The organism is Microbacterium phyllosphaerae (assembly GCF_017876435.1).
GTDB lineage: Bacteria > Actinomycetota > Actinomycetes > Actinomycetales > Microbacteriaceae > Microbacterium > Microbacterium phyllosphaerae.
Genome location: NZ_JAGIOA010000001.1, coordinates 1090688 through 1114277, shown reverse-complemented (window position 1 = coordinate 1114277; position 23590 = coordinate 1090688). Strand labels below are relative to the sequence as shown.

The following is a 23590-nucleotide window of genomic DNA, read 5'->3' as shown; positions in this document are numbered from 1 at the left end:
TCTCGGCCGATGCACTCAGCGTGCACGGCGCACCCGTTCATCCTAACCGGCCGAAATACCGGCCACGATGGGGAGAATTGTCCACTGCTCCCCCGACCCGCGTCGGCGAGATCAGACCGCTCGCCAACACCCCTCGATATGGTCGTCGACCATGCCCGCGGACTGCATCAGCGCATACATGGTCGTCGGACCCACGAACCGGAACCCGCGGCGCCGCAGCTCTTTGCTCATGGCGGTGGATTCGGGCGTCACCGCGGGGACGTCGGCGAACGACGTGGGGCGGATGCCGGGCGCCGGCGCGAACGACCACATCAGGGCATCGAACTCGCCGTCATCCATCGCTCGGACCAGACGTGCGTTGCCGATCGTGGCCTCGATCTTGGCGCGGTTACGGATGATCCCCGCATCCGCCATGAGTCGCTCGACATCGGACTCGTCGAACTCCGCGACCGCCTCGGGCTCGAATCCTGCGAACACCTCGCGGAATCGGGGCCGCTTGCGCAGGATCGTGATCCACGACAGCCCCGCCTGGAATCCCTCGAGCGCCGTCTTCTCGAACAGTGCCCGGTCGCCGTGCAGCGGTGTACCCCACTCCTCGTCGTGATACCGGCGGTACTCGGCGTCATCGCCCACCCACGCACAGCGCTCGCGGTGGTCGGGCCCGGCGATCAGCGAAGTCATGCACCCACGTTATCCGGCGGCACCGACACCGGGATCGGGCGAGCCGAAGCCTCAGCCGACCCTGCGCAGTGCCCTGATCCAGATCCGCAGCACGAACGCGAAGAACACGGCGCCGCTGATCAGCACGACCAGACCGCTGAGGATCCGGGGGCTCCACGCGTGGATCGGAGACACCACGACGAGCGCGACGAGCGCGACGGCCACGCATCCGGCGCGCAGAGCGGCCACCGTTCCGTCGGTCCCGTCCACGCGGTGCCGTGTGACGAGGATCGCCAGCAGATGCCACAGCGAGGCGAGGATCAGCACGAGCGCGCCATACGTGGCGAGCCAGCCGACGAAGTAGCGCGAGGACAGACCCCATGCCGACACCAGCGCGGCGAGCACGGCGATGTCGATCGCGACGACCACCCGTTCGACGGCGAGCGACAGGGAGAGCGCGAGCCGGATCAGCAGCAGCGATGAGGCGAGCAGGAGGCATCCGGCCTGCGAGACCCAGGAGCCGTCGACGACGGTCGAGCCTCCCCCGTTCCAGAGGATGCTCGCGCAGCCGACCACCGCCGCGGCGTCCAGGAGCGCGGCGACGGTCCCCGCCACGACCGGGCCGACCGGGCTCTCGACGGATAACGCAGGGACGGATGCCGAACGCTCAGACATCGACAGCGACCGGACCGACGACATGCGTCTCGGCGTTACGTCGGGTCTTCGCCCACCCGTTGCGGCCGAGCACCACACGGAGCATGGCCCGCGTCACCGACACGAGGATGTACTGCACGAAGAAGAAGAGGCCGGCTCCCCAGCTCACCGCCTGCAACCAGCTCGAACCCGGCTCGCAGCGCAGCTTGTACAGGATGCCCCAGATCACGAACGGTCCGATGCCGAACAGCATCCCGAGAAGGACGAACGCCCACGCATTGTCGACGAGTCCGTCGAGCGCTGCCGGATCGGCGATCACGCCCGCGCCGTGGAATGCCAGCGTGAGCAGGATGACGATCAGACCGATCATCTGCAGGAAGGGAAGGAACAGGTAGTAGAGGCACTCCAGGACGCCGGAGCTGTCGAAGTGGCGTGAGCGCACGATGTCCTTGATGTACTTCACGCACTGGATGTTGCCCTGCGACCAGCGCGTGCGCTGGGCGAGCAGACGCCGAAGGCTCGGCAGCGCCTCCTGCGCGACGTACGTGTCATGGACCTGACTATTCTCGTAGCCGGCCAGGATCACGTGAAGCCCGAGCTCGTAGTCTTCGAGCAGTGCCCCGTGCCAGGGTGCGCCGTACCCCTCTCCGATCCGGTCGAGCACCGAGAGCCGCGTGAACTGCCCGTTGCCGCCGAGTCCGACCGTGCCGGTCTTCGACCTCAGCGACTGCATCGCCAGGATCACCGTGCGGAACTCCACGTCCTGCATCCGGATCAGATATCGGGCGAAGGCGTTCGCGAGCCTCCCCTTCTCGGGGTACGGCGTGCGATCGTCGCGGTTCTTCATCCAGACGGTGATCTGGGCGGCTCCCACCACCGGATCGCCGAAGCAGTCGTCGGCTGCCACCGCCGCGAGCGCGTTCTCCGCCATCTCTCCATCGGCATCCACGACCGTCACGATGATGCGGTCGCGGTCGGCGTCGGTCGGCAGCCATCCGTTGAGTGCGTCGTACGCGCTGTTCAGGGCATCACCCTTCCCCGTGCGCGCGAGGGGTCGCCGGCGCTGCACCAGGTGCACGAACGGGTCGACATCCGCGTGCGCCTGGATGATCGCCGAGGTCTCGTCGTCGCTGTCGTCGTCGATCACCCAGAGGTGGGCCTGCGGGAACCGCTCGCGCTGGCGCGCGATCGTGGTGGCGATGACGGCGGCCTCGTCACGGCACGGCACGAAGATGTGCCAGTCGAAGAGCGCGGGGTCCCCCGGCTTCTCCTTCCTGTGCCGGACGTAGGGGATGAGGATGAACGTCATGTAGGCGAGGAACATCACCGTGAGGACGAGCGAGATGGAGCCGAGGAGGGAGAGCATCAGAGGTCCTTTCGTGAGGCCGTCAGCGGGATCTGTCGTGAGGGGTCTTCGGTCGCGGAGTCGTTCTGTCTTCGGTCGTCAGGGCCGTGCCGGTCGTCGACGACGACGGACGCCCGCCACGGCGATGAGCACGATCAGCCCCGCCGCGAAGCCCGCGATGCCGACGACGGAACCTGCGAAGCGGTGTCCGATCTCGTAGCCGGCGTCGAGGCCGCCCAGCTGGGTCGACCAGCCGATGAGCGCGAGGCGCAGTTGATTGACCAGGAGCATCACTGCGGCGGATGCGGCGATCCCTGCGACTCCGCGGAACCAGGACACTCTCGTCGAGAGCATCATCACGGCCCCGAGGGCGAGGAGGGGAGCGAGCAGGATGATCGCCGTGCACTCGGCCGTCACCTGGAACCCGACGAGATGGTTCTCGCTGATCCACAGCATGTAGGTGTCCTCGAACGCGGTGACGCCGCGGGGCATCCAGAGATCCATCCACCAGGCGGCGAGGTGTGCCTCGCCCGCCCGAACGACGTCGGCCTGGAGCAGCATCCAGACGATCGCCCCCACGAGAGCGGCGGCGAAGACGATGCGGGCTGCGTGGTCGACGGCCCGCGATCGCGGCCGTGGTCGCGGGGAGGATGCGAGCCTGCGGTGGCGCCGCCCCTGGGGCTGGGCGGACACGGCGGGCAGTGCGGTGGTCATCTGTGTGCTCGTCTCGAGGAGAAGGGTCGTGGCGAAAGGTCGTGGTGAAAGGTGCGGACGAGCATGTGCTCGCCCGCACCCGATGTCCTGTGCGGCGGTCAGGGGATCGCTCAGCGATTCGACCGGGCCGATGGGGAGATCAGCCACGGCCGGGACCGGCACTGCGGACGCTCGATCGACGATGTGGGGTGCCGATCGAAGGGCGGCGTTCGGCGAAGGGGAGTTCACCGCACGCCCCGTTCATGGGGTCGGTTCGCCGTGTCAGGCGTCGACGAGCGAGTCTGCCGAGCGGCGCAGATAGGACTCGCGGATCATCAGGAGAGCACCCGCGGTCAGGCACACGGCGACGATGATGAGAGGCCAGGTGGGGTCGGCACCTGTCGCGGCGAGCGTGCCGCTGAGCGCGGTGCCGACGATGGGAGGATTCGCTCCGTACATGCGCAGGGGTTCCTTTCTTTCTTTCAGGAAGTGGGAGTTTCGGGCGATCGCCACGTGGGGGTGTGGCCGCGACGGTCAGGATTTGGGATCCTCGGCCGGGATGGGGTCGCGCGGATGCGGCGCGGTGAGCGGGCATCCGCACGACCCGGCACTCAGGAGGTGACCTGCGCGGTGCGGCGACGCTTCGCGGCGTAGACCGCCGCGGCACCGACGACGAGCAGCATGCCGGCACCACCTGCGAGCAGCGGGTCGGCCACGGGTGCGGCGACCACCGTGAAGGTCAGGTCATCGGTGCTGGTGTCAGTGCCGTCGTTCTGCACGGCCGTGACCGTGTAGGACTGCTCGGGGAGATCGACCGTCGACTGCGCGCTCCACGTGCCGTTCGCCGCGACCGTGGCGGTGACGAGCAGCGTGCCGTCCTGCCCACGAACCTCGACCGTGAGGCCGGGCTCGCCGACGCCCGAGAACGTCGGCTTGAGGCCGCCCGAGGCGCCGTCGAGCGAGACCGACGAGTGGCTGGCGGTGAGCCCGCTCTTCAGCCACGGAGTGCCGGCGGTCGTGTACGAGCGCAGGATGAGCTTGCCCTCGGTGGTGGAGGAGCCGAGCGTGAGGCGGCGTGTGTCGACGGGGCGGTTGACCGCGTTGAGCGAGAAGGTCGAGCCGTCGGCGCCACGCTCGGCGCTGAAGAGCTGGTTCGCGGAGCCGTTGCACACGGCCGCGATCGGCTCACCGGCACCGGTGTAGTCGAGGCAGAGTCCGCCGCTGCTGACGGTGCCCGTGGCGCCCACCGCCGGCATCGAGACGACGGCGGAGCCCGTCGCACTCAGCGTCGGCTGCGCGCCCTGCACGAACGCGTCGAGTTTGAAGGTGCCCTGCGCGAGCGTGCCGACGGCCGTTCCGGGAGTCTGGGCGCTCGCCGGTGCGACCGCGCCGAAGAGGGCGACGCCGCCGAGTAATAACCCTGCGGTGATCTTCATGGTCTTGTTCATGGTGTTGCCTTTCGCATGAGCTCGCGGTGCGTGGCACCGAGAGCGGACTTGTGCACGGAGTCGTGCGTTTTCTTCCGGGGGGATTGAGGGGCACCCGATCGCTCGGGCGCAGGGGCGGAGGATTCGAGCGCACTGATGACCTGGACGGAGAGTGCGGCGAGGGCATCCCGCGCCGCTGCCGGATCATCACGGTGGAGCGCCGCACGAGCCGCGCTCAGCAGCTCGCGTCGCCGGTCGCGGCCGCGGTCGAGTTCGATGCCGTGCGCGGCTGCGGTGTCGGGGTTCACGAAGAGACGCAGCGGCTCGACGTATTCACGCACGATGCGCGGGCCGAGTCGAGAGAACTCGCTCTCGATCAGATGCGAGGCGAGATCGAGATAGCCCCGCAGTTCGCACTCGGGAGCGCGGGTGACGATCGTCTGCTGCGGATCCGCTGCGGCGGAGAGGCATGACGACTCCCCCGCGAGCAGCCGACCGACGATCCGAGCACGCTCGATCATGTCGACCGCCGACCACTCGGCGACGCGTGTGCCCGCGTTGGGCGACACGTGCACGAAGCGCATGTCGGCGAGGCGCTGGAGAGCTTCGCGGACCGGGGTGCGCGACACCGCCCAGCTGTGCGCGAGCAGGTCGAGGCGCAGTCGATGCCCTCGTGGAAGCCGTCCGCTGACGATCTCCTCCAAGAGCCGCTCATAGGCAAGACCGCTGAGCAGCTGCGGGCGCAGCTGCTCTTCCAGGGAGCCCATCGACATGATCTCGCCTCTCTCATCGAACTAACATATTGGATGATTAGAGGATGACATACTTAAGTAGTAATCACAAATCCACTAATATTTGAGAGAAGCCATGACGAAGAAGGACATCGCGATCGTGCTCGGCACCCGACCCGAGATCATCAAGCTCGCCCCCGTGATCAGGGAGCTGGGGGATCGCGCGCTGATCGTGCATACCGGACAGCACTACGACCGAGAGCTGTCGGGACGATTCTTCGAGCAGTTCGGCATCGGCGAGCCGCACGTCGTGCTCGACGGCGTCGGCGGGAGGGACCGCGGCATGCAGATCGCGACGGCGATCAGCGCTCTCACCGAACTCTTCGCCCGTCAGGCGCCACGGGCGGTCATCGTGCAGGGCGACACGAACGCGGTGTCGGCGGGCGCTCAGGCGGCCAACTATGCCGGCATCCCCGTCATCCATGTCGAAGCCGGTCTGCGGTCGCACGACCGAGCCATGCCCGAAGAGCTCAACCGCCTCGTGGTCGGCGTTCTCGCCGACGTCCATTGCGCCGCGACCGAGCACAACGCGGAGAACCTGCGGCGCGAAGGCATCCCCGCAGAGCGGATCGTCGTCACCGGCAACACGATCGTCGAAGCGACCCGCGAGTCACTGCGACACGGCCCCGCTCCCGTGGAGGCGTTCTTCCCGGAAGGGCGGGTCCCCGAGCGGTTCGTCCTGGCGACGATCCACCGTCCGGAGAACACCGACACCCGAGAGGCACTCGCCCGGGTCCTGAGCGCGCTGGGCGACATCGACGTCCCGGTGCTGCTGCTCGCGCACCCGCGCACCCGTGCGGCGATCGCCCGCTTCGACCTCGCTGATCTGCTCGACAGGGTCATCGTCGCCGAGTCGGCGGATCACCAGGAGTTCCTGACACTCGCCTCACGCGCCACGCTCCTGGTATCGGACTCCGGAGGCCTTCAGGAGGAGTGCACCGTGCTCGGTCGCCCGCTGCTCGTGGTGCGCCGCAGCACCGAGCGACCCGAATCCATCGACGCCGGTTTCGCGGAGCTGGTCACCCCCGGGCTCGACATCGCCGCGGCAGCGAATCGTCTCATCTCCCAGGGATCCGATCACCTCTCCGGCACACCATGCCCCTACGGAGACGGCAGTGCCAGCGCCAGAATCGCGCGCCTCGCGACGGCCATCGCGGATCGCAGTGCGCGACCGAGCCACGGCCTCGCCGCGTGACGCAGGGAGAGCGATGGTCTGATTCTTGAGAGGCGATGCAGCGGAGGCGGTGCCGACGAGGCGGTGCCGACGAGGCGGTGCTGAGGAGGCGATGCTGAGGAGGCGCTGCTCAGACGTGATCTTCGGACCTGACAATCGAACGTTGCCCACGCGAGCCACCCGGGCGCGATACTCAGGCGGGGATACTCAGGGCTTTCGACGAATCACTCAGGGGCTCGGCGATTCGCTCAGCAGGGCGTTCCCGCGATGCTCAGCACGTGCGACACATCGCTCAGGGCAGCGCCGTAGTACCCCAAAATATTAGATATCTAGCGCATTTCCGATTAGCATCAGGGGCATGCCAGTCCCCAAGACACCGGCGCGGATGCCTCGAAAGCTGCTGCGCGACCAGATCTTCGACACGCTGCTGGATGCCATCGTCGCCGGTGATCTTGCAGCGGGCGAGCCGATCTCCGACAAGCAGTTGGAGACGTGGCTGGGTGCGTCTCGCACTCCGATCCGCGAGGCCGTGAACCGCCTTGCAGGCATGGGGCTGATCGAGGTTCTCCCCCAGAAAGGCACCCGCATCGCTCCGCTGGATCCGACCCGGTTCCGAGAGGAGATGGAGATGCTCGGCGTCGTGTACTCGGCGACGGTACGCGAGGCGACGGCCCTGCTGACGGATGCCGACCGGGCACAGATCCGCGATCTGCACCGAGCGGTGAGTCAGAACACCGACGCGCTCGAGCGAGCCCGCATCGTCGACGCGCTGATGAACGTGTTCATCGACCGCTACCGCAACACCCTCGTGCAGCGCATCCGCGAGAAATCGGTGCCGCACGTGACGCGCATGATCACCGCTCGACCGGGCGCGCTCGACGCGACCGAGACGTCTGCGGCGCTCGACGCGCTCGCTGCGGCGGCGGCATCCGGAGACGCGGATGCTGCGGCTCTCGCGACGCGGGATTATTTCACCGCGGGCGCGGCGAGCGTCACGGCACGCGATGCTGCCGAGATCGGCGGCACTGCCGACGGATCCGCGGCAGTCGGATTCGCGTCGACTGCCGCTGCACCGGCTGCCGCGGCACTGGCTGCATCCACGCCGGCTGCGTCCACCCCGACTGCCGCCGTGCCGAGTGCGGCCGTGCCGACTGAGAACGAGGTGGCGTGATGCCCACGACAGACGCCCCGCAGCCACGACGCCTGCTCCGCGATGAGGTCTACGACACCATCCTCGGCGCGATCCTGGATGGCACTCTCGAGCCGGGCGAGATCCTCCATGATGAGGAGCTCATGACGTGGCTGGGCTCGTCGCGCACCCCGATCCGCGAGGCGCTGAACCGTCTCGCCGAGGAGGACGTGGTCGAGCTCGTGCCGCATCGCCATACTCGGGTCGCGCCTGTCAACGTCGCCGCGATCAACGAGGGCCTGTTCGTCACGGGCGCGATCCACGAGCACATCGCGCGCAGCAGCGCGGCGGACCTGACCGATACGCAGATCGCTGAGTTCGCCGAACGGCTGTCGCAGGTCGAGGCCGCAGCGCTCGAGGGCGATGCCGCAGCGTTGGGACGGACGATCCGCGAGTACTTCCTCGTGCTGGTGCGCGCCACGCCGAACTCCGTGCTGCGAGCGAAGGCCGAATCGCTGTCGCTGCAGCTCGTGCGCTTCCTGACCCCCCGAGAGAATCTGCGCACACCTCAGCAGGCATTGGAGTTCCTCCGGTCGATCACCGCGGCGCTCGCGGAGCGTGACGGCGAGCGAGCCGGCGACTTCATCCACGAACTGCATGAGACCACTCGCAGCAACTTCATCGAGTTCTACCGCGAGACAGACCCGACCGACTGAGCGGGATCCGATCGATCGGCGACATGCTGGTGCGCGGCGAGGCCGCAGACGCAGAGGCAGACGCAGAGGCAGACGCAGAGGAGCGATGCAGACGAGCGATGCAGACGCAGAGGAGCGATGCATCTCTGCGGCCATGAGGAGAGGGCGGCAGCGAAGCACTAACCGGTTCGGGCGAGATTCGTGGGTACGTGGGAAATACCGAAGAGGTCAGATTCTTTCGGGAGGCTGAGTCGTGGGGTGCGCCATCGTTGGTCGGGGTCCCACCATCTCGGGCCCCGCACCTGTGGGACACCCGCGTTCATCCGGATCTCCCACCCCGACGTGCCGAGACTTCGGTGATGCCACCAGCACAACGGCACACCATTATCCGTGTGCGTCGGCCCACCCCTCGCGTGCTCGGTCACATGATGGATCTCACACCACGACGCCGGCACATGACACCCCGGAATCAGACACTCCTTGTCACGAGCGACGATCGCTCGGCGTTGATGCACGGTGAACACCCGGTCGGTGGTCGTGATCCCGATGATCCGCCCCTCGTCCATGAGGACGCGTTGGATCGTGCCGGCGCATCCGACCTGCGCGGCGACCGACACGGGGACATGGGCGCCGGATCCGGGAATCGTCGCCCACCCGCCGTTGCCATGGCTGCGGCTCGTTCCGTAGGGATTGCCTCCGAAGACGGCACCGGAGGCGGCACCGGCCACGCCGCCACCATGGGCGGCGAGGTCGTTCGCGTCGACGTTCACGACAAGGACCGGCGACGACCCACCGAGAGTCGGCATGTCCTTGTGACGGGCAGCGATTCCGAACACCATCGCGAGAGCATCATGGCGCTTCTGCGCCGCGGTCCGATCATCGAGAACGCAGCGCGGGTCGCTGTTGAACGGGTCACTGTCGTCGGCATCAGTTCCGACGTCACCATCACCGGCGACATAGACGTCGATATCGACATCTATGCGTTGCCGACCGATAGACGCCGCAGCCTCATCACCATCACCATCACCATCACCATCACCATCACCATCACCATCACCGGCGTCGGCGTCGGCGTCGGCGTCGGCGTCGGCGTCGGCGTCGGCGTCGGCGTCGGGTCCGATATCACCATCACTTTCGACATCGACATCGACGCGCGGCCAACACCTGTCCGCACCAGCCTCCCCACCGCCACGACGGGCATCCGCAGCGTCGGTCGGTGCGAAGTTCACGCCCGGCATCGGCGGGCCGTCCCCCTTCGGATTCAGGATCGCGTCCAGGATCAGTTGCAGCTGTGCGGCCGCGTCCGGGGTCAGGTACCCGCGGATCGCATGCATGCCGTCCTTCAATCGGCCGATCGTGATCCCCCGGCGACGGCGCGCGTCTTCATCTTTGGGTTCTTCCCCGTCAGGGTCGAACATCGACGCGAGATCTTCCGCGAGAGCCTTCAGATCCTGCACCGTCGGCGCAGGCCCCGGCGCATCAGCGTCCAGGCCATCGTCAACATCGGCCTCGGCCGCGAGGCCGTGACCCCGCGCGCACCCCGCCAACGCCACGTCTGCCGCCAGGCGTTGATCGATCGTGAGTCGATCCCACACCCTCTCGATCGGCCCCGTCGCCGCGAGAAACCCGGCCACCCCGACCACCCCGTCCAGCAACGCGAGGCGCAACTCCGCCCACCGGGCCGGCATCCGCTCCCCCGACAGACTCACCGGACGCCGCACCAGATCGACGACCCTGTCGACCCGCGCCGCACCCCGCACATCCACCCGCAGCATCCGCTGCAACAACTCATTCAGACCCCGACACCCCGCCACATGCGGGACGTCGGCCGCATCGCCGGTCGCGACGGTCTCCACGATCACCGCCTCGACCCGCCGGAACGCCGCCCCCGCCCCCTGCAACACGGTGATCCGGTCCGCGTCACTCAGCCCCGCGAGCGCGTCGTCGGACAGCACCGTGTCGAGGTCGGCGGTGACCCGATCCAGAAGCTCCACAGTGCTGTTCATACCCCTGAGTCAACACGGGACCACCGACATTGAAGACCCGAAATGAACCCGAATTACCCCAGATCAGAGCACGTATCCCAGCGTTCCAGCATGCTGCACCGTGGCAGGGACGCGGCGTGCCCAAGGCACCGATGCGACAGGAACACGTACCGGAAAGGCGTATCGACGAGGCATCCCGAAGAGGTGTCCCGAAGAGGCGTCCCGAAGAGGCGTCCCGAAGAGGCGTATCGAAGAGGCGTATCGACGAGGCGTCCCGATGAGAAGCACGAACCGGAGAGGCGTCCCGCAGTAGCCGGGTCACGAGGCATCCCGCAGTAGCCGGGTCACGAGGCTTCCCGCAGCAGTCGTGCCACGAGGCTTCCCGCAGTCGACGCATCCGCGCGAGAGAACGTCGGAAGGAGAACGTCGGGAAGAGAACGTCGGGAAGAGAACGTCGGGAAGAGAACTTCGGGAAGAGAACTTCGCGAGAGAACGTCGGGGGTAGAACTTCGCGAGAGAACGTCGGGGGTAGAACGCCGGGAGGACAGCACCAACAGAACGACAACACCAACAGAACGGCAACACCAATAGAACGACAACGCCAACACCGACACCGACACCGACACCGACACCGACACCGACACCGACACCGACACCGACACCGACAGCACCGACAGCACCGACACCACCGACACCACCGACGGCACCGACACCACCGGCGGCGCGAAAGCGCCCCCCTGAACAACGAAGTGGCCCCGCTCGACGAGCGGGGCCACTTCGATCACACAGTCACGGAGACGTCAGTCCGCGATGGTCTTCGCGTCGATGACGAAGCGGTAGCGCACATCCGAGGCGAGCACGCGCTCGTACGCCTCGTTGATCTGCGCGGCGCTGATCACTTCGATCTCCGATGCGATGCCGTGCTCGGCGCAGAAGTCGAGCATCTCCTGCGTCTCGCGGATGCCACCGATGTTCGATCCGGCGAGCGAGCGGCGCCCGCCGATCAGCGACGAGACGTTGACGGCGAGCGGCTCCGCGGGTGCACCGACGCAGACCATCGATCCACCCACATCGAGCAGTCCGAGGTACGAGCGCAGGTCGACGACGGCACTGACCGTGTTCAGGATCACGTCGAACGATCCGCGCAGCGCATCGAACGTCTCGGGGTCGCTCGTCGCGTAGTAGTGGTCGGCGCCGAGGCGCAGGCCGTCATCCTTCTTGTTCAGCGTCTGCGACAGCACGGTCACCTCTGCGCCCAGGGCGTGCGCGATCTGGACACCCATGTGCCCGAGGCCGCCGAGACCGACGACAGCTACGCGGGTGCCGGGGCCGACGTTCCAGTGCCGCAGGGGCGAGTAGGTGGTGATGCCGGCGCAGAGAAGCGGAGCGGCGACGTCGAGCGCGAGAGCATCGGGGATGCGCACGGCGAACGACTCGGTCACGACGACCTGCTCGGAGTAGCCACCCTGGGTGATGGTGCCGTCGCGGTCGGTGCTGCCGTAGGTGAAGATCGCTCCGTTGGAGCAGAACTGCTCGTCGCCGCGCAGACAGTTGCGGCACTCGCCGCATGAGTTGACGAGGCATCCGACGCCGACGCGGTCGCCGACCGCGTGCTTCGTGACCTCGGCGCCCACGGCAGCCACGGTGCCGGCGATCTCATGCCCGGGCGCGAGGGGGTAGCTCTGCGGGCCCCAGTCACCACGCACCGTGTGGATGTCGGAGTGGCAGATGCCGGCGAAGGCGATGTCGATCAGGATGTCGTTCGGGCCGAGCTCTCGGCGCTCGATGACGGTCTTCTCGAGCGGCGCGGCTTCGCTGGGTGCGGCGTAAGCGTGGACACGGGTCATCACAGACTCCTCGGGTCGATTCGGGTGGAACACGTCGACACTACGGGGCGAACCTGTGCCGTTCCGGCGCTCGGATCGATACCGTGGGGGCTACGACTCCGGAGGGGAAGTCCCATGCGCCGATCATCCTTGACCGCCCGCCTGATCACGATCGTGATCGCTCTCGTACTCACGCCGATCGCCCTGATACTCCTGTCCCTCGGAGGGCAGACGGTGACGCTCACGTTCTTCGCCTACGGATTCGACGGCGACTTCGCACCTCTCGTCGGGCCACTGCTGCTGCAAACGCTCGGGCTCGTGCTGCTCGTCCTCGTCGTACTCACCGGCATCTGGAGCTCCGCCGGCCTGATCGCCGTGGGCCTCCTCAGCGTCGCCCCGCTCATCGTCGCGGTGTTCCCCGTGACACTGTCATGGCTCATTCGGATCGCACCGCGCGAGTGGGGCGACGGTCTCATCTACGGCGTGCCCCTCGTCGTGCTCACAGCCCTCGGGACGATGGGTCTGGTTCTCGCCCTGGTCCGCCGGGATCCGCGGCCGAAGGGTGCTGCGCTGAGCGTGATCGGCATCATCGCCGCATCGGTTCTGCTGGCCGGCGGCGCCTGGGCGATCGTCTGGGGCATCGGCGACGGAGTGCTCTTCGCCCTGCAGAGGTTCCAGTTCGACATCCGCCCCGGCGCGTCCCTCGCGGTGTTCGCAGGCATACTGCTCGTGGTCGCGGGAATCGCCGTGACGAGATGGTCGCCCTTCGCGCTCACCCTTCCGGCAGTCGTGCTGCTGGCCGCCAGCATCATGCTCGTCGCCGCTCCCGACGTCGTGTTCCCGATGCTGCTCCAGCTTCCGCGCGGCATGAACACCGTGCTTCCGACCCTGCTCCTCTACGGAGGCGGGGCGGCGGCCGGGGTGCTGTACCTCGCCTTCACCGCCGTGCTCCTGCGCGTGCGCGCGCACTCGCGACTCGCGAGCGGAGGTTCGGCGAGTACAGGCGACACCTCGTCGTCAGCGGCGCAGTATCCAGCGGCGCAGTATCCAGCGGCGCAGTATCCCGCGGCACCGCACGGGTATGCACAGAACCCGAATGCTCCATACCCGCCGGCTCCCGTGCAGCATCCATACCCGCCGGCTCCCGCACAGCATCCGTACCCGCCCACCACCGGACAACAGCCGCCTCCCGCCCCGCACCCGCCCCAGCCCGGACGCTGACGGCACCCGCCCCAGCCCGGGCACTGACGGCACGGAGCGCCCACGCGCGGCCCCCGACCGGGCCAAACAGACAGAACCAGACAGACAGAACCAGACAGGCGGAACCAGACGGAACCAGACAGACGAAGCCGGCCGAGATCTCACGATCCCGGCCGGCTCCACAGGAGGCTCGAACTCCTCGTCAGCGCTTGGCGTTCTTCTTCAGCACCTTCTCGAGCACCGGAGCGTCTCCGGATGCCGCGAGCGCTGCGTAGTAGTCGCGGGCCTCGTCCTGACGCTCGCGTTCCGCACCCGACGCGATCGGTGCGCGCACGTGCTCCGGCTCGTAGCCGAAGGCGTCGACCAGGTCGAGCGCGTACGGGCGGAGCCGCGTGCACAGCCGGTCGATGTACCGAGACACCGCAGCGGCCCGCTGCGTCGAGAGGCGCCCGTTGATGAGGTGCCACGCGAGATGCTTCTCGATGAGCTGCAGGCCGAAGAGGTCGCGCAGCCACGTGAGCACCTTCTTGGTGTCGGCGTCGTCGACACGGTGGACGGCGTCGGTGAACGCCTCCCACTGCAGCAGCTCGCCGTGCGCCCGCGCAGCCTCGATCAGTTCGGCCTGGTTCTCGTTGAACAGCCGCGCACCGAGCACCTTGTCCTTGCCCGCAGGACGCAGGCGACCTGCGACGTCGGCGACCATCTGCTGCACGCGCTCGGCGAGCAGCTGGTGCTGCTGCTCCTCGCGCAGACCGTTCTCGACCGAACGAGCGACCTGCCCCAGGTCGACGACAGACTGCCCGAACTGACGGAGACCCGCACCGTGGAATACCTTGCCCGCGGTCATCCCGACGGCGAACTTGGCCAGCGCCGCCGCATCCTTGCCCGTGAACTGCTTGGCGTAGTCGGTGAGCAGACGCTTGCCGACGAGCTGGAGGAGCACGTTGTTGTCACCTTCGAAGGTGACGTAGATGTCGAGGTCGGCACGGAGTCCGACGAGGCGGTTCTCGAACATGAAGCCCGCCCCGCCGCAGGCCTCGCGTGCCTCCTGCAGCGTGTCGAGCGCATGCCAGGTCGACAGCGGCTTGAGCGCCGCGGCCAGGGTCTCGAGGTCTTCGCGGTCGGCAGGGGTGTCGGTGCGACCCGAGAACACTCCGTCGAACTTCTGCAGGAATTCGTCGTGCGCGAAGATCTGCGCGTACGTCGTCGCGAGACGCGGGAACAGGCGGCGCTGGTGCTTGCCGTAATCGAGAAGCACGACCTCCTGCCCGTCCGCTCCGTCGAACTGACGGCGCTGGGTGGCGTAGGTGATCGCGATCTTCAGCCCGAGAGCGGATGCCCAGCAGGCCGCGCCGTCGAGCGAGACCCGCCCCTGCACCAGCGTGCCGAGCATCGTGAAGAAGCGACGACCGGGGCTGTCGATCGCGCTCGAGTACGTGCCGTCTGCCGCGACGTCGCCGTACTTGTTCAGCAGGTTCGTGCGGGGGACGCGGATGTGGTCGAAGCTCAGGCGCCCGTTGTCGATGCCGTTGAGGCCGCCCTTGAGTCCGTCGTCTTCCCGGCCGATGCCCGGCAGGTCGACGCCGTCCTCTCCGCGCAGCGGCACGTAGAAGCAGTGCACGCCGTGGTTGACGCCGTTCGTGATGAGCTGCGCGAACACGGTCGCCGCGATCCCGTGCAGGGCCGCGTTGCCGAGGTACTCCTTCGTGGCGCCGCGGAACGGCGTGTTGATCACGAACTCCTCGGTCTCGGGGTCGTAGGTCGCGGTCGTGCCGACGGCGGCGACGTCGGATCCGTGCCCGATCTCGGTCATCGCGAACGCGCCGGGGATCGACAGATCCATCACGCCGGGGAGCCACTTCTCATGGTGCTCCGTCGTGCCGAGCTGCAGGATCGCGGAGCCGAACAGTCCCCACTGGACGCCCGACTTGATCTGCAGGCTCGGGTCGGCGACGACGAGCTCCTCGAAGCCCGCGATGTTGCCGCCGTTGTTCTCCTCGCCGCCCAGCGACTTCGGGAACGCGCGGTGCACGGCCTTGTTCTCGACGAGCAGATGCAGCTGGCTGAGCACACGCTCGCGGTGCTCGTCCTTGCCCAGTTCGTCCTTGCGCCAGAACGCCGAATCCTTGATCATCTCGCGCGCCTCGCGGCGGGTGTCTGCCCAGGTGCCCATCAGCAGATCGGTGACCCGGGCGACGTCGAACGTCAGGTTCGCGTCAGCGCTGTCGGTGTGGGGGCGAGTCGTCTTCGGACGGACGGCGGCGTCGACCATGAGCATTCCTCTCAGAGGCAAGTAAAGATGCTTCCATGGTAGGTCTGCCACAACCAGGAGCGAACTGCCCTGTGGCCATCCTCCAACACCGAGCGGGCACGCCGCCCCGCCGCGTTGTCGTCAGACCACAGTCGACACGACGCGAGGCCCGTCAGGCCTCGACGGTCGCACCGGGCGGAGGCGACGCCTTCGTCTGCTCCCACCGCCGCCTGGTTCCTGCACTCAGCCGCGCCCAGGTGCGGTCGCGAATGAAGATCGAGTCGATCGCGATCATCGTGAGCGAGAACCAGGGCAGCCCCATGAGCACGCCGATGCCGATGTGGAAGGAGAGGATGCCGATCAGACCGATCAGCCGCGTCGGACGCGTGAGCAGCATGAGCGGGAAAGCCACCTGCAGGATGATCGATCCCCACGTCGCCGCGACGACCATCGGACCCCACGTCGTGACGAGGTCGCTCAGCACGGGCCAGGTGCCGAACCGCGCCGTCTGCAGGGGGTTGTAGACCGCGTATCCCTCTTCCCACGGGGCGCCCCCTGCCTTGTAGAGCGCACCGGAGGCGTACACGAAGCAGACCTGTGCGGTGAGCGCCACGAGCGCCAGGTTGTGGAAGACCGTGCCCAGCAGCGCCGGCTGACTGTCCGCGGCGAACCACTCCCCCCGCTTCGCGCGGCGCCGTGCGTCGAGCGACCAGCGCGCTGCGGGATCGGCGAAGAACAGCAGCAGCAGCGCGATGCGGAACATGTTGTCGCCCTGATCGCCCACCATGTCGTTGGCCTCGACGAAGCCGACCCACAGGCAGAAGAAGACCGGCAGCACGATGCGGAAGCGCCACCCCAGGACGAACAGCACCGCGAGCACACCCAGGAACAGGTAGAGCGCCGTATAGAGGACGTCGTTGCCCATCGCGGCGTGGAAGGCACTGAAGATCCAGATCTTCGGGAACTCGCTGACGGGTTCGGCCATCTCGCCGTTCCACGCCGACCCGGAGCCGAACGTGTAGAGACGTGTGCCGAAGTTCGCCGCGAGCAGGCCGATCGCCGTGACACCGAACAGGATGCGCGTGACCGCGAGCCCGTAGAGAGCCTTCTTGCCGTGGAAGAGCCAATCGCCGACGAATGCCGAGATGCGGTCGATGGCCGAGAGCACCATCGACCAGAGGCCCGCGATCATCGACGACGCGAAGCTCAGCAGACGCGTGACGAACGAGCGGGGCGGCGCTCCGGCCGGAGCCGACGGCGGAAGAGGAGCGGAGGGAGCTGATGCCGGGGCGGGAGCCGTCTTCGTGGGCCGCGTCTGCGGATCCTCCTTCAGCGCCTCCTTCTTCGGTGCGTCCTTGTTCGCGGCATCCTTCTTCGGTGCGTTCGCCCGGGGCGCCGCGGTCTTGATCGGCGCGCTCACGGCTGGATCCTCTCGAACTGTGCGCGGAAGGTGTTCGCGAAGTTCTCGCGGCTCTGGCCTTCCTCTTCTATGGGCAGACGCCAGCCCGTCGTCGAGAACGTCGGGTCGGGGCGCTGCGCGCCCGGGTCGTTGCGATCCGCGTAGGGAACCACGTTCTGCCTGCTCACGCGGTACTGCACCTTGATGACGGCGTCAGCACCCCAGATCGCGTAGGCGACCTGGGTGGCGTACGCCGTCGAGAGGTGCTCCTCGGCCATGTAGGCCTCGGTCGACGGGTTGTCTCCCTCGAGCTCGTCGAACGAGCGGACCATCCACTCCTCCCACTCGCCCTCGTCGAAGTCGAGCCCGACGACGGCCTTCTGATCCGCGTTCAGCTTGTTGAACGCGTTCATCTGACCGCTGGCGACCTCGCTGGACTGGATGCCGGCGCGAGGGGGCATCAGGTTGTAGCGGATCGTCGAGAGCTCGACGTCGGTGGCACTCACCCAGCCTGTCTCGACCTCCTCGCCGTCCTTCTCGATGACGGCGCGGACATTGAAGTGGTAGTCGCCGTTGATCGGCTCGGGCGCGAAGACGCTCCAGGACTGACCGAACATCGGCAGCATGTATCCGGCGAGGACCTCCTGCGTGGGGATCTCGCGCAGCGCCGAGTACGGCGCGATCCAGAGGAACGACGCGCCCACATGCCACAGGGTCAGCAGGCACGCCGCGAAGGCGATGAGCTTCACCCACCAGGTCGGTCGGGGTCGTGCCTGGGCGACGGAAGCCGAAGCCGCCTGCTCTTCCGGTGAGGTGTCAGTCATCGTGCTCATTCACATCCTTCTCACCGCTGAAGGTCGGAGCCGCCTCAGCGACGGCTCCGACCTCTCAGCGTTCGTGCACTGCGTTCTACTCCGCCTGGACCATCGGACGGCGGGATCGTGCGATCCGCGTCGCCCCCAGTCCGAGCATCAGCAGCAGGGCCGCCAGAGCGATCCATCCGCCCTGGACTTCACCACCGGTGGTGGCGAGACCCGAGGCCACGACCTGGAACGTGGCCGCCACACTGCCGGAGCTCGCTCCGGTCAGGGTCACGGTGTGGGTTCCGAGGTCGGTGTCGGACGGGACCGTCCAGGTGAAGGTGACCGTGCCCTCGTCGTCGGCGACCTGGGATCCGAGTGCGATCGGCGCCGAGGTCATCACACCGGTGACCTCCTCGCCGGGCTCGAATCCGGTGCCGACAGCGGTCTGCTTCGCACCGCGCTCGAGAACCGGGACCTTGATCGTGATCGCGATGTCTCCGGTCGGATCGGCCGCTGCATCCGCGGATGCCGAGGCCTCAGCCGTCGCCGACGCGGATGCTTCCGCCGCGGCCTCTGCCGATGCATCAGCAGCTGCCGACGCGGATGCCGTGGCAGACGATGACGCGTTGGCCGCCGCGGCCGCCGACGCGTTCGGGTCGGCATCGGCCGAAGCCGACGCGTCAGCCACGCTCGTCGAGGTCGCATCGGTCTGCGCCGCCGCCTGGGCCGCCGCCGCCGCAGAGGCATTGGCATCCGTGGTGGCCGTCGTCGAGGCATCCGTGGACGCGTCGTCCGTCGCGGCGGCCGAGGCCGCTGCATCCGCCGTCACATCCGCCGCCGCCGAGGCGGTGCTGGTCGCGTCGGCGAGTGCCGCTGCGACTGCCGCCGCCTCCACCGAGGCGTTGCTGTCATCATCAGCCTGAGCCGATGCCGCAGCCGACGCCGAGGCGTTGGTGTTGACCTCGGCCGACGGATCCGCCGCCGCAGAGGCGTCCGCCGTGGCGACCGCATCCGACGAGGCATCGGTCGACGCGTTGGCGATGGCCGCCGCGCTCGCGTTCGACGAGGCGCTCGTGCTGGCGTCCGACGTCGCCGAGGCCTCAGCCGCGGTGTCGGTCGTCGCGTCAGCCAGAGCGGCCGCCTGAGCTGCGATCGCCGCACCGGCGTTCGCCTCGGAGGTGGCATCTGCGGTCGCGGCCGTCGACGATGTCGCCGTCGCCGCCGATTCCGCCGCAGCCTCTGCCGCCGGGTCGGCCGCAGCCGAGCCCTCAGCCGTGGCGTCCGCGAAGGCGGAGGCCTGAGCCGCCGCTTCAGCGACTGCATCGGTCGAGGCGTCGGCATTCGCCGATGCGGATGCCGAAGCCGCCGCGTTCGTGTTGGCCGAGGCCTCGGAGGAGGCGTTCGTCGACGAGTCCGCCGTCGCCGCCGACTCCGACGATGCCGCCGAGTTCGAGTCCGCCGCCGTCGAGGCATCCGCGTTCACGTCGTCCGAGGCATCCGCCTGCGCCGCCGCCTGAGCAGCCACCGCCGCGGAGGCATTGGCTGTCGAGGTGGAGGTGGTCGACGCATCCGTCGATGCCGCCGTGAGCGCCGCAGCCTCGGCCGCCGACTCCGCACTCGCGTCCGCAGCCGCCGAAGCGATCGCCGTCGCATCGGAGAACGCCGCTGCTTCTGCTGCCGCCTGCGCCGACGGGTCTCCGTCTGCGGTCGCGTCAGCCGACGCGGATGCCGAAGCCGCCGCGTTCGTGTTGACATCGCCCGGGTCGCCCGCGGTCACCTCGGTGGTGTCCGTGTCGCTGAACGCACCGGAGGTGGCCGTGAGCGTATAACCCGTGCCGGGCACTGCGTCAGCCGGAACCGGATAGTTCTCCGTGAACGCGCCGAACTCGTCGGTCGTCGCGGTCACCGGACCACCGACGTCCGCGCCACCGCCAGGGGCGGTGAGCTGCAGCGACACCGAGGCGTTCACCGGCCATCCCGTACCGGTGACGGCCAGGTTGGTGCCCGCCGGGACGGACGCGGCCGCATCCACGACGACGGGAGCCGCCGTGACCTCGGTCGTGTCGGTCGCCGTCTGCGTGCCCACACTCGCCGTGACCGTGTAGCCGGTGCCCGCGGGGGTGCCGGCCGGCACCGGGTAGTCGAGCGTGAATCCGCCGAGCGGACCCGTCGTCACCGTCTGTGCGGCGCCGACGTTCGCGCCATCCGGCGCGGTCAGCTGCACCGTGATCTCGGTGTCTGCGGGCCAGTTGGTGCCCGCGACGGCGAGGTCGGTGCCCGCCTCGACGGTCGCGTCTGCGTCGATCGTCGCCGCGGCGGTGACCGCGGTCGTGTCGGTCGCGGTCTGCGTGCCCACGTTCGCCGTCACCGTGTAACCGGTGCCGGGAGTCGCGGATGCGGGCACCGGGTACTGCAGCGTGAAGCCGCCCGATGCGTCCGTCGTGACCGTCTCCGGACCGCCGACGTTCGCGCCACCGCCGGGGGCCGTCAGCTGCACCGACACATCGGTGTTCGCCGGCCATCCCGTGCCCGTGACAGGGAGGCTGGTGCCCGCCTGCACGGTCGCTGCGGCGTCCACCGCAGCCGCGGCGGTCACCTCGGTCGTGTCGGTCGCGGTCTGCGTACCCACGTTCGCCGTCACCGTGTAACCGGTGCCGGGAGTCGCGGATGCGGGAACCGGGTAGTCGAGCGTGAATCCACCCGATGCATCCGTCGTCACCGTCTCCGGACCACCGACGTTCGCGCCACCGCCCGGAGCCGTCAGCTGCACCGACACATCGGTATTCGCCGGCCATCCCGTGCCCGTGAGCGGAAGGCTGGTGCCCGCCTGCACGGTTGCCGCTGCCTCCACCGCAGCCGCGGCGGTCACCTCGGTCGTGTCGATCGCGGTGACCGCTCCTGCTGTCGCCGCGACGGTGTACGCCGTGCCGGGAACCGCTGATGCCGGAACCGGATAGCTCAGTGTGAACCCACCCGATGCATCCGTCGTCGCCGTCTCAGGACCACCGACGTCCGCACCGCCACCGGGAGCGGTCAGCTGCACCGAGACCTCGGTGTTCGCCGGCCAGTTCGATCCGGAGACCGCGAGGTTCGTGCCCGCCTGCACCGTCGCCGCGGCATCGATCGCCGCGACCGGAGCATCCGTCACCTCGGTCGTATCGGTCGCCGTCTGCGTGCCGACGCTCGCCGTGACCGTGTAGCCGGTCGCGGCGGGGGTTCCGGCCGGCACCGGGTAGTCGAGCGTGAACGAACCCGAACCGTCGGTCGTCACGGGCTCGGGTCCCCCGATGTTCGCGCCGCCGCCGGGCGCCGTGAGCTGCACCGAGACCTCGGTGTTCGCGGGCCAATTGGTTCCGGAGACGCCGAGGTCGGTGCCCGCTTGCACGGCGGGTGCCGCGTCGATCGCCGCGGCAGCGGTGACCTCGGTCGTGTCCTCCGCGTCGCTCGTGCCGTCCGTCGCGGTCACGATGTAGCCGGTGCCGGGCACCGTGGCTCTCGGGATCGAATACGCGAGGGTGAAGTTACCCGAGGCATCCGTCGTCACCGGCACCGGGTCGTTGACGATTCCGCCACCGGCGGTCGTCACCTGCACGGTGACGTCGGTGTTCGCCGGCCAGCCGGAGCCGGTCACGGGAAGACTGGTGCCCGCCTGCACGGTGGCTGCCGCATCGATCGCAGCGACGGCCGCAGCGGCCGCCTTGACAGTCGAAGACCCGAGGTCGAGCGAGACCCCGCCGCCCACGGCAGGCAGCAGGTCGATGCCGAGTGCACGCACGGTGAAGCTGTCACCGGGAATGTCGCCCGGCGCGGACTGCTCATTGATCGTGATGGTCGCCACACCCGACAGCACACCCTGCAGCACAGGGTCGAGGGTCGAGAGCACGGGTCCCGTCAGCGCGGCGAGTGCCGGCTGCACGAGCGGGATGACACTGTTCAGCGCGGTGTTCACCAGTGGCCCGGTCGTCGTGGCGACGGCCGTCGTGACGGCACTCACCACCGGGTTGAGCAGCACGCCGATGTTGAGCCCTGCCAGTGCGATGTCGGTGGTGACGGTCGGCGCCGGGGTCTGTGTCCCCGCGAACTGCGCGAGGGTTCCTGCCACCGTGACGTCGCCCGAGAGGAGGTCGATGCCCGTGAGCGGGTTGGTGAGATCCACCCCGACCGTGATCGTGACGCCGAGCGAGTCCAGCGTGGAATCGAGGATCGTCGCGACCTTGCCGTTCAGGCTGTTCGGGTGCGTCCCGGTCAGCGCCGAGGTGATGCCCTGCTGAATGGCCGCGATCGTGGTCGCGGACAGCACCGGCGTGTTCGCCGGGAGCGAGTTGAGGTCTGCTCCTGCGCCCGTCTCGACGAGGATCTTCGCGAGGTCGACCGAGATCGTCCCATCGTTCAGGTCGACGAGGACCGAGCCCGTGGTGTTCTCGACCGGCTCCTCGAGCAGTTCGGTGACGACCGTGTCGCCGACCGTGTCGATGCCGTCGATCGCGACCGTCCCACCGGTCGCCTCGAAGGCCGCGATGAGCGGCACGTCGGGAATCGCATTGATCGTGTTCACCAGTGTCGTGGCGAGGCCGGTGAGCGCTCCGCCCGGGCCCGCGAGGTTGCTCACGGGGGTCACCGTGCCCTGGATCGCCGACCCCAGCGTGGTCGCGAGTCCTGCGACCAGGTTGCTGTGGAGGTCGAGGTTCAGATCCGCGACGCGATACTCGGACGCGGTCGTTCCCGTGACGGAGGTGGCCCGTGAGGCAAGAGCCCCGATACCGACCGACGCCTCGTCGAGCACGGCATCCGTGAGGCCGGCGACGGCGAGCTGATCGAAGAGATCGGTCAGCTCGAGGGTCGCGGGGTTCGTGCTGCCGTCGATCGCACCCGTGTCGATCGCACCACCCGAGGTGATCGTGCCCGAGGAGGCGACCGATTCGGTCTGCGACGGCGAAGAGCTGAAGCTCTGCGTGGCGCCCAGGTCGCCGAGCTGCAGCAGACCGGGCGTCGTGCCATCGGTGAGCAACGGGATGTTCAGCGTGCCGACGTCGATGCTGAGAGCCTCGAGCAGGTCCACATCCAGGCCGCCGAGCTCAGAACCCGGTGCTGCCGGATTGCTGGTGATCGTGTGGCCGAGTGCCGCGATGTCCAGACCGCCGAGCAGAGCGGCGGGCAGCTGGATGATCTGGCCCTGCGCGACCGACGGATCGGTCGGCTCCGCCGCGTCCAGCGCGTGGGCCGCCGTCGGCACCAGCACACTTGCGAGAATCACCGCTCCGGCTGTTGCGCCGGCGATGCCCCCTCCGATGGCTCTGCGTCGCCGCAGAGTCTTCCCCCTCGTGATTTCCATTCGCCTCTCCCGTGATGCAGATGTTCCGCGTCACAAGGCCCTCCCCAGGCGTCAACACTTGTCGACCGAGCGCATGTCCAGACAGTATTGCGGGATTTCGAATGTTAAGTCCAGCGGGCGTCCAGAGATCTTCCAGGAATCGTCACCATCTGAGACATTTCGTCACGCCAGAACTCAACCACCCCACAGGTATGCGCTGCGGGGTGGTTCCGCCGGACGAATCTGA

At 68.2% G+C, this 23590-nt stretch carries 18 protein-coding genes; 4 read left to right on the top strand and 14 right to left on the bottom strand.

The genetic code is table 11. The features are described 5' to 3' along the window. Positions 1-111: 111 nt before the first annotated feature. The 7 genes from JOF42_RS05275 to JOF42_RS05245 all read right to left on the bottom strand — a co-directional run bounded on the left by JOF42_RS05275 (position 112) and on the right by JOF42_RS05245 (position 5552). Positions 112-681, bottom strand: a complete 570-nt coding sequence (locus tag JOF42_RS05275) for a DNA-3-methyladenine glycosylase I (protein ID WP_210096903.1) — start codon at positions 679-681, stop codon at positions 112-114. 51 nt (positions 682-732) lie between these two features. After that, the gene (locus JOF42_RS05270) at positions 733-1335 is read right to left on the bottom strand and encodes a hypothetical protein (protein ID WP_210096902.1); all 603 of its coding nucleotides are present in this window, start codon (positions 1333-1335) and stop codon (positions 733-735) included. Further along, the gene (locus tag JOF42_RS05265) at positions 1328-2680 is read right to left on the bottom strand and encodes an XrtP-associated glycosyltransferase (RefSeq protein WP_210096901.1); all 1353 of its coding nucleotides are present in this window, start codon (positions 2678-2680) and stop codon (positions 1328-1330) included. The genes JOF42_RS05270 and JOF42_RS05265 overlap by 8 nt, the downstream gene beginning before the upstream one ends. 78 nt (positions 2681-2758) lie before the next feature. Beyond that, on the bottom strand, positions 2759-3373 hold the full coding sequence (locus JOF42_RS05260; RefSeq protein WP_210096900.1) for an archaeosortase/exosortase family protein: 615 nt from the start codon (positions 3371-3373) through the stop codon (positions 2759-2761). Between the two features lie 261 nt (positions 3374-3634). After that, positions 3635-3811, bottom strand: coding sequence for a hypothetical protein (locus tag JOF42_RS05255; RefSeq protein WP_210096899.1), 177 nt, complete (start codon positions 3809-3811; stop codon positions 3635-3637). A gap of 152 nt (positions 3812-3963) precedes the next feature. Continuing rightward, a complete protein-coding gene (locus tag JOF42_RS05250; protein WP_210096898.1) occupies positions 3964-4800 on the bottom strand; it encodes an Ig-like domain-containing protein in 837 nt (278 codons plus the stop codon). Then, complete coding sequence (locus JOF42_RS05245) at positions 4797-5552, bottom strand: GntR family transcriptional regulator (protein WP_210096897.1); 756 nt, start codon at positions 5550-5552, stop codon at positions 4797-4799. The genes JOF42_RS05250 and JOF42_RS05245 overlap by 4 nt, the downstream gene beginning before the upstream one ends. A 94-nt stretch (positions 5553-5646) precedes the next feature. Between JOF42_RS05245 and wecB the strand changes: the two genes are divergently transcribed. The 3 genes from wecB to JOF42_RS05230 all read left to right on the top strand — a co-directional run bounded on the left by wecB (position 5647) and on the right by JOF42_RS05230 (position 8589). Then, positions 5647-6765 (top strand): non-hydrolyzing UDP-N-acetylglucosamine 2-epimerase, encoded by a 1119-nt coding sequence (gene wecB / locus JOF42_RS05240; RefSeq protein WP_210096896.1) that lies wholly within the window; start codon positions 5647-5649, stop codon positions 6763-6765. 337 nt (positions 6766-7102) lie between these two features. Then, a complete protein-coding gene (locus tag JOF42_RS05235) occupies positions 7103-7915 on the top strand; it encodes a GntR family transcriptional regulator (RefSeq protein WP_210096895.1) in 813 nt (270 codons plus the stop codon). Continuing rightward, the gene (locus tag JOF42_RS05230; protein ID WP_210096894.1) at positions 7915-8589 is read left to right on the top strand and encodes a GntR family transcriptional regulator; all 675 of its coding nucleotides are present in this window, start codon (positions 7915-7917) and stop codon (positions 8587-8589) included. Before JOF42_RS05235 ends, JOF42_RS05230 begins: the two co-directional genes overlap by 1 nt. Before the next feature lie 158 nt (positions 8590-8747). On the opposite strand, the gene JOF42_RS18310 is transcribed toward JOF42_RS05230, so the two are convergent. The 3 genes from JOF42_RS18310 to JOF42_RS05215 all read right to left on the bottom strand — a co-directional run bounded on the left by JOF42_RS18310 (position 8748) and on the right by JOF42_RS05215 (position 12400). Beyond that, the gene (locus JOF42_RS18310) at positions 8748-10574 is read right to left on the bottom strand and encodes an HNH endonuclease signature motif containing protein (protein WP_504739534.1); all 1827 of its coding nucleotides are present in this window, start codon (positions 10572-10574) and stop codon (positions 8748-8750) included. Between the two features lie 323 nt (positions 10575-10897). Beyond that, a complete protein-coding gene (locus JOF42_RS05220; RefSeq protein WP_210096893.1) occupies positions 10898-11338 on the bottom strand; it encodes a hypothetical protein in 441 nt (146 codons plus the stop codon). Positions 11339-11353: 15 nt separating this feature from the next. Then, positions 11354-12400, bottom strand: a complete 1047-nt coding sequence (locus tag JOF42_RS05215; protein WP_210096892.1) for an NAD(P)-dependent alcohol dehydrogenase — start codon at positions 12398-12400, stop codon at positions 11354-11356. Between the two features lie 114 nt (positions 12401-12514). Between JOF42_RS05215 and JOF42_RS05210 the strand changes: the two genes are divergently transcribed. Then, the gene (locus tag JOF42_RS05210) at positions 12515-13600 is read left to right on the top strand and encodes a hypothetical protein (RefSeq protein WP_210096891.1); all 1086 of its coding nucleotides are present in this window, start codon (positions 12515-12517) and stop codon (positions 13598-13600) included. A gap of 181 nt (positions 13601-13781) precedes the next feature. On the opposite strand, the gene JOF42_RS05205 is transcribed toward JOF42_RS05210, so the two are convergent. From JOF42_RS05205 to JOF42_RS05190, 4 genes are all read right to left on the bottom strand, one after another. Next, on the bottom strand, positions 13782-15851 hold the full coding sequence (locus JOF42_RS05205) for an acyl-CoA dehydrogenase family protein (RefSeq protein ID WP_210096890.1): 2070 nt from the start codon (positions 15849-15851) through the stop codon (positions 13782-13784). A 151-nt stretch (positions 15852-16002) separates the two neighbouring features. Further along, positions 16003-17250 (bottom strand): HTTM domain-containing protein, encoded by a 1248-nt coding sequence (locus JOF42_RS05200; protein ID WP_210096889.1) that lies wholly within the window; start codon positions 17248-17250, stop codon positions 16003-16005. Continuing rightward, positions 17247-18062, bottom strand: a complete 816-nt coding sequence (locus tag JOF42_RS05195) for a DUF5819 family protein (protein ID WP_210096888.1) — start codon at positions 18060-18062, stop codon at positions 17247-17249. The genes JOF42_RS05200 and JOF42_RS05195 overlap by 4 nt, the downstream gene beginning before the upstream one ends. Positions 18063-18138: 76 nt before the next feature. After that, a complete protein-coding gene (locus JOF42_RS05190) occupies positions 18139-23286 on the bottom strand; it encodes a choice-of-anchor G family protein (protein WP_210096887.1) in 5148 nt (1715 codons plus the stop codon). Between the last annotated feature and the right edge of the window lie 304 nt (positions 23287-23590).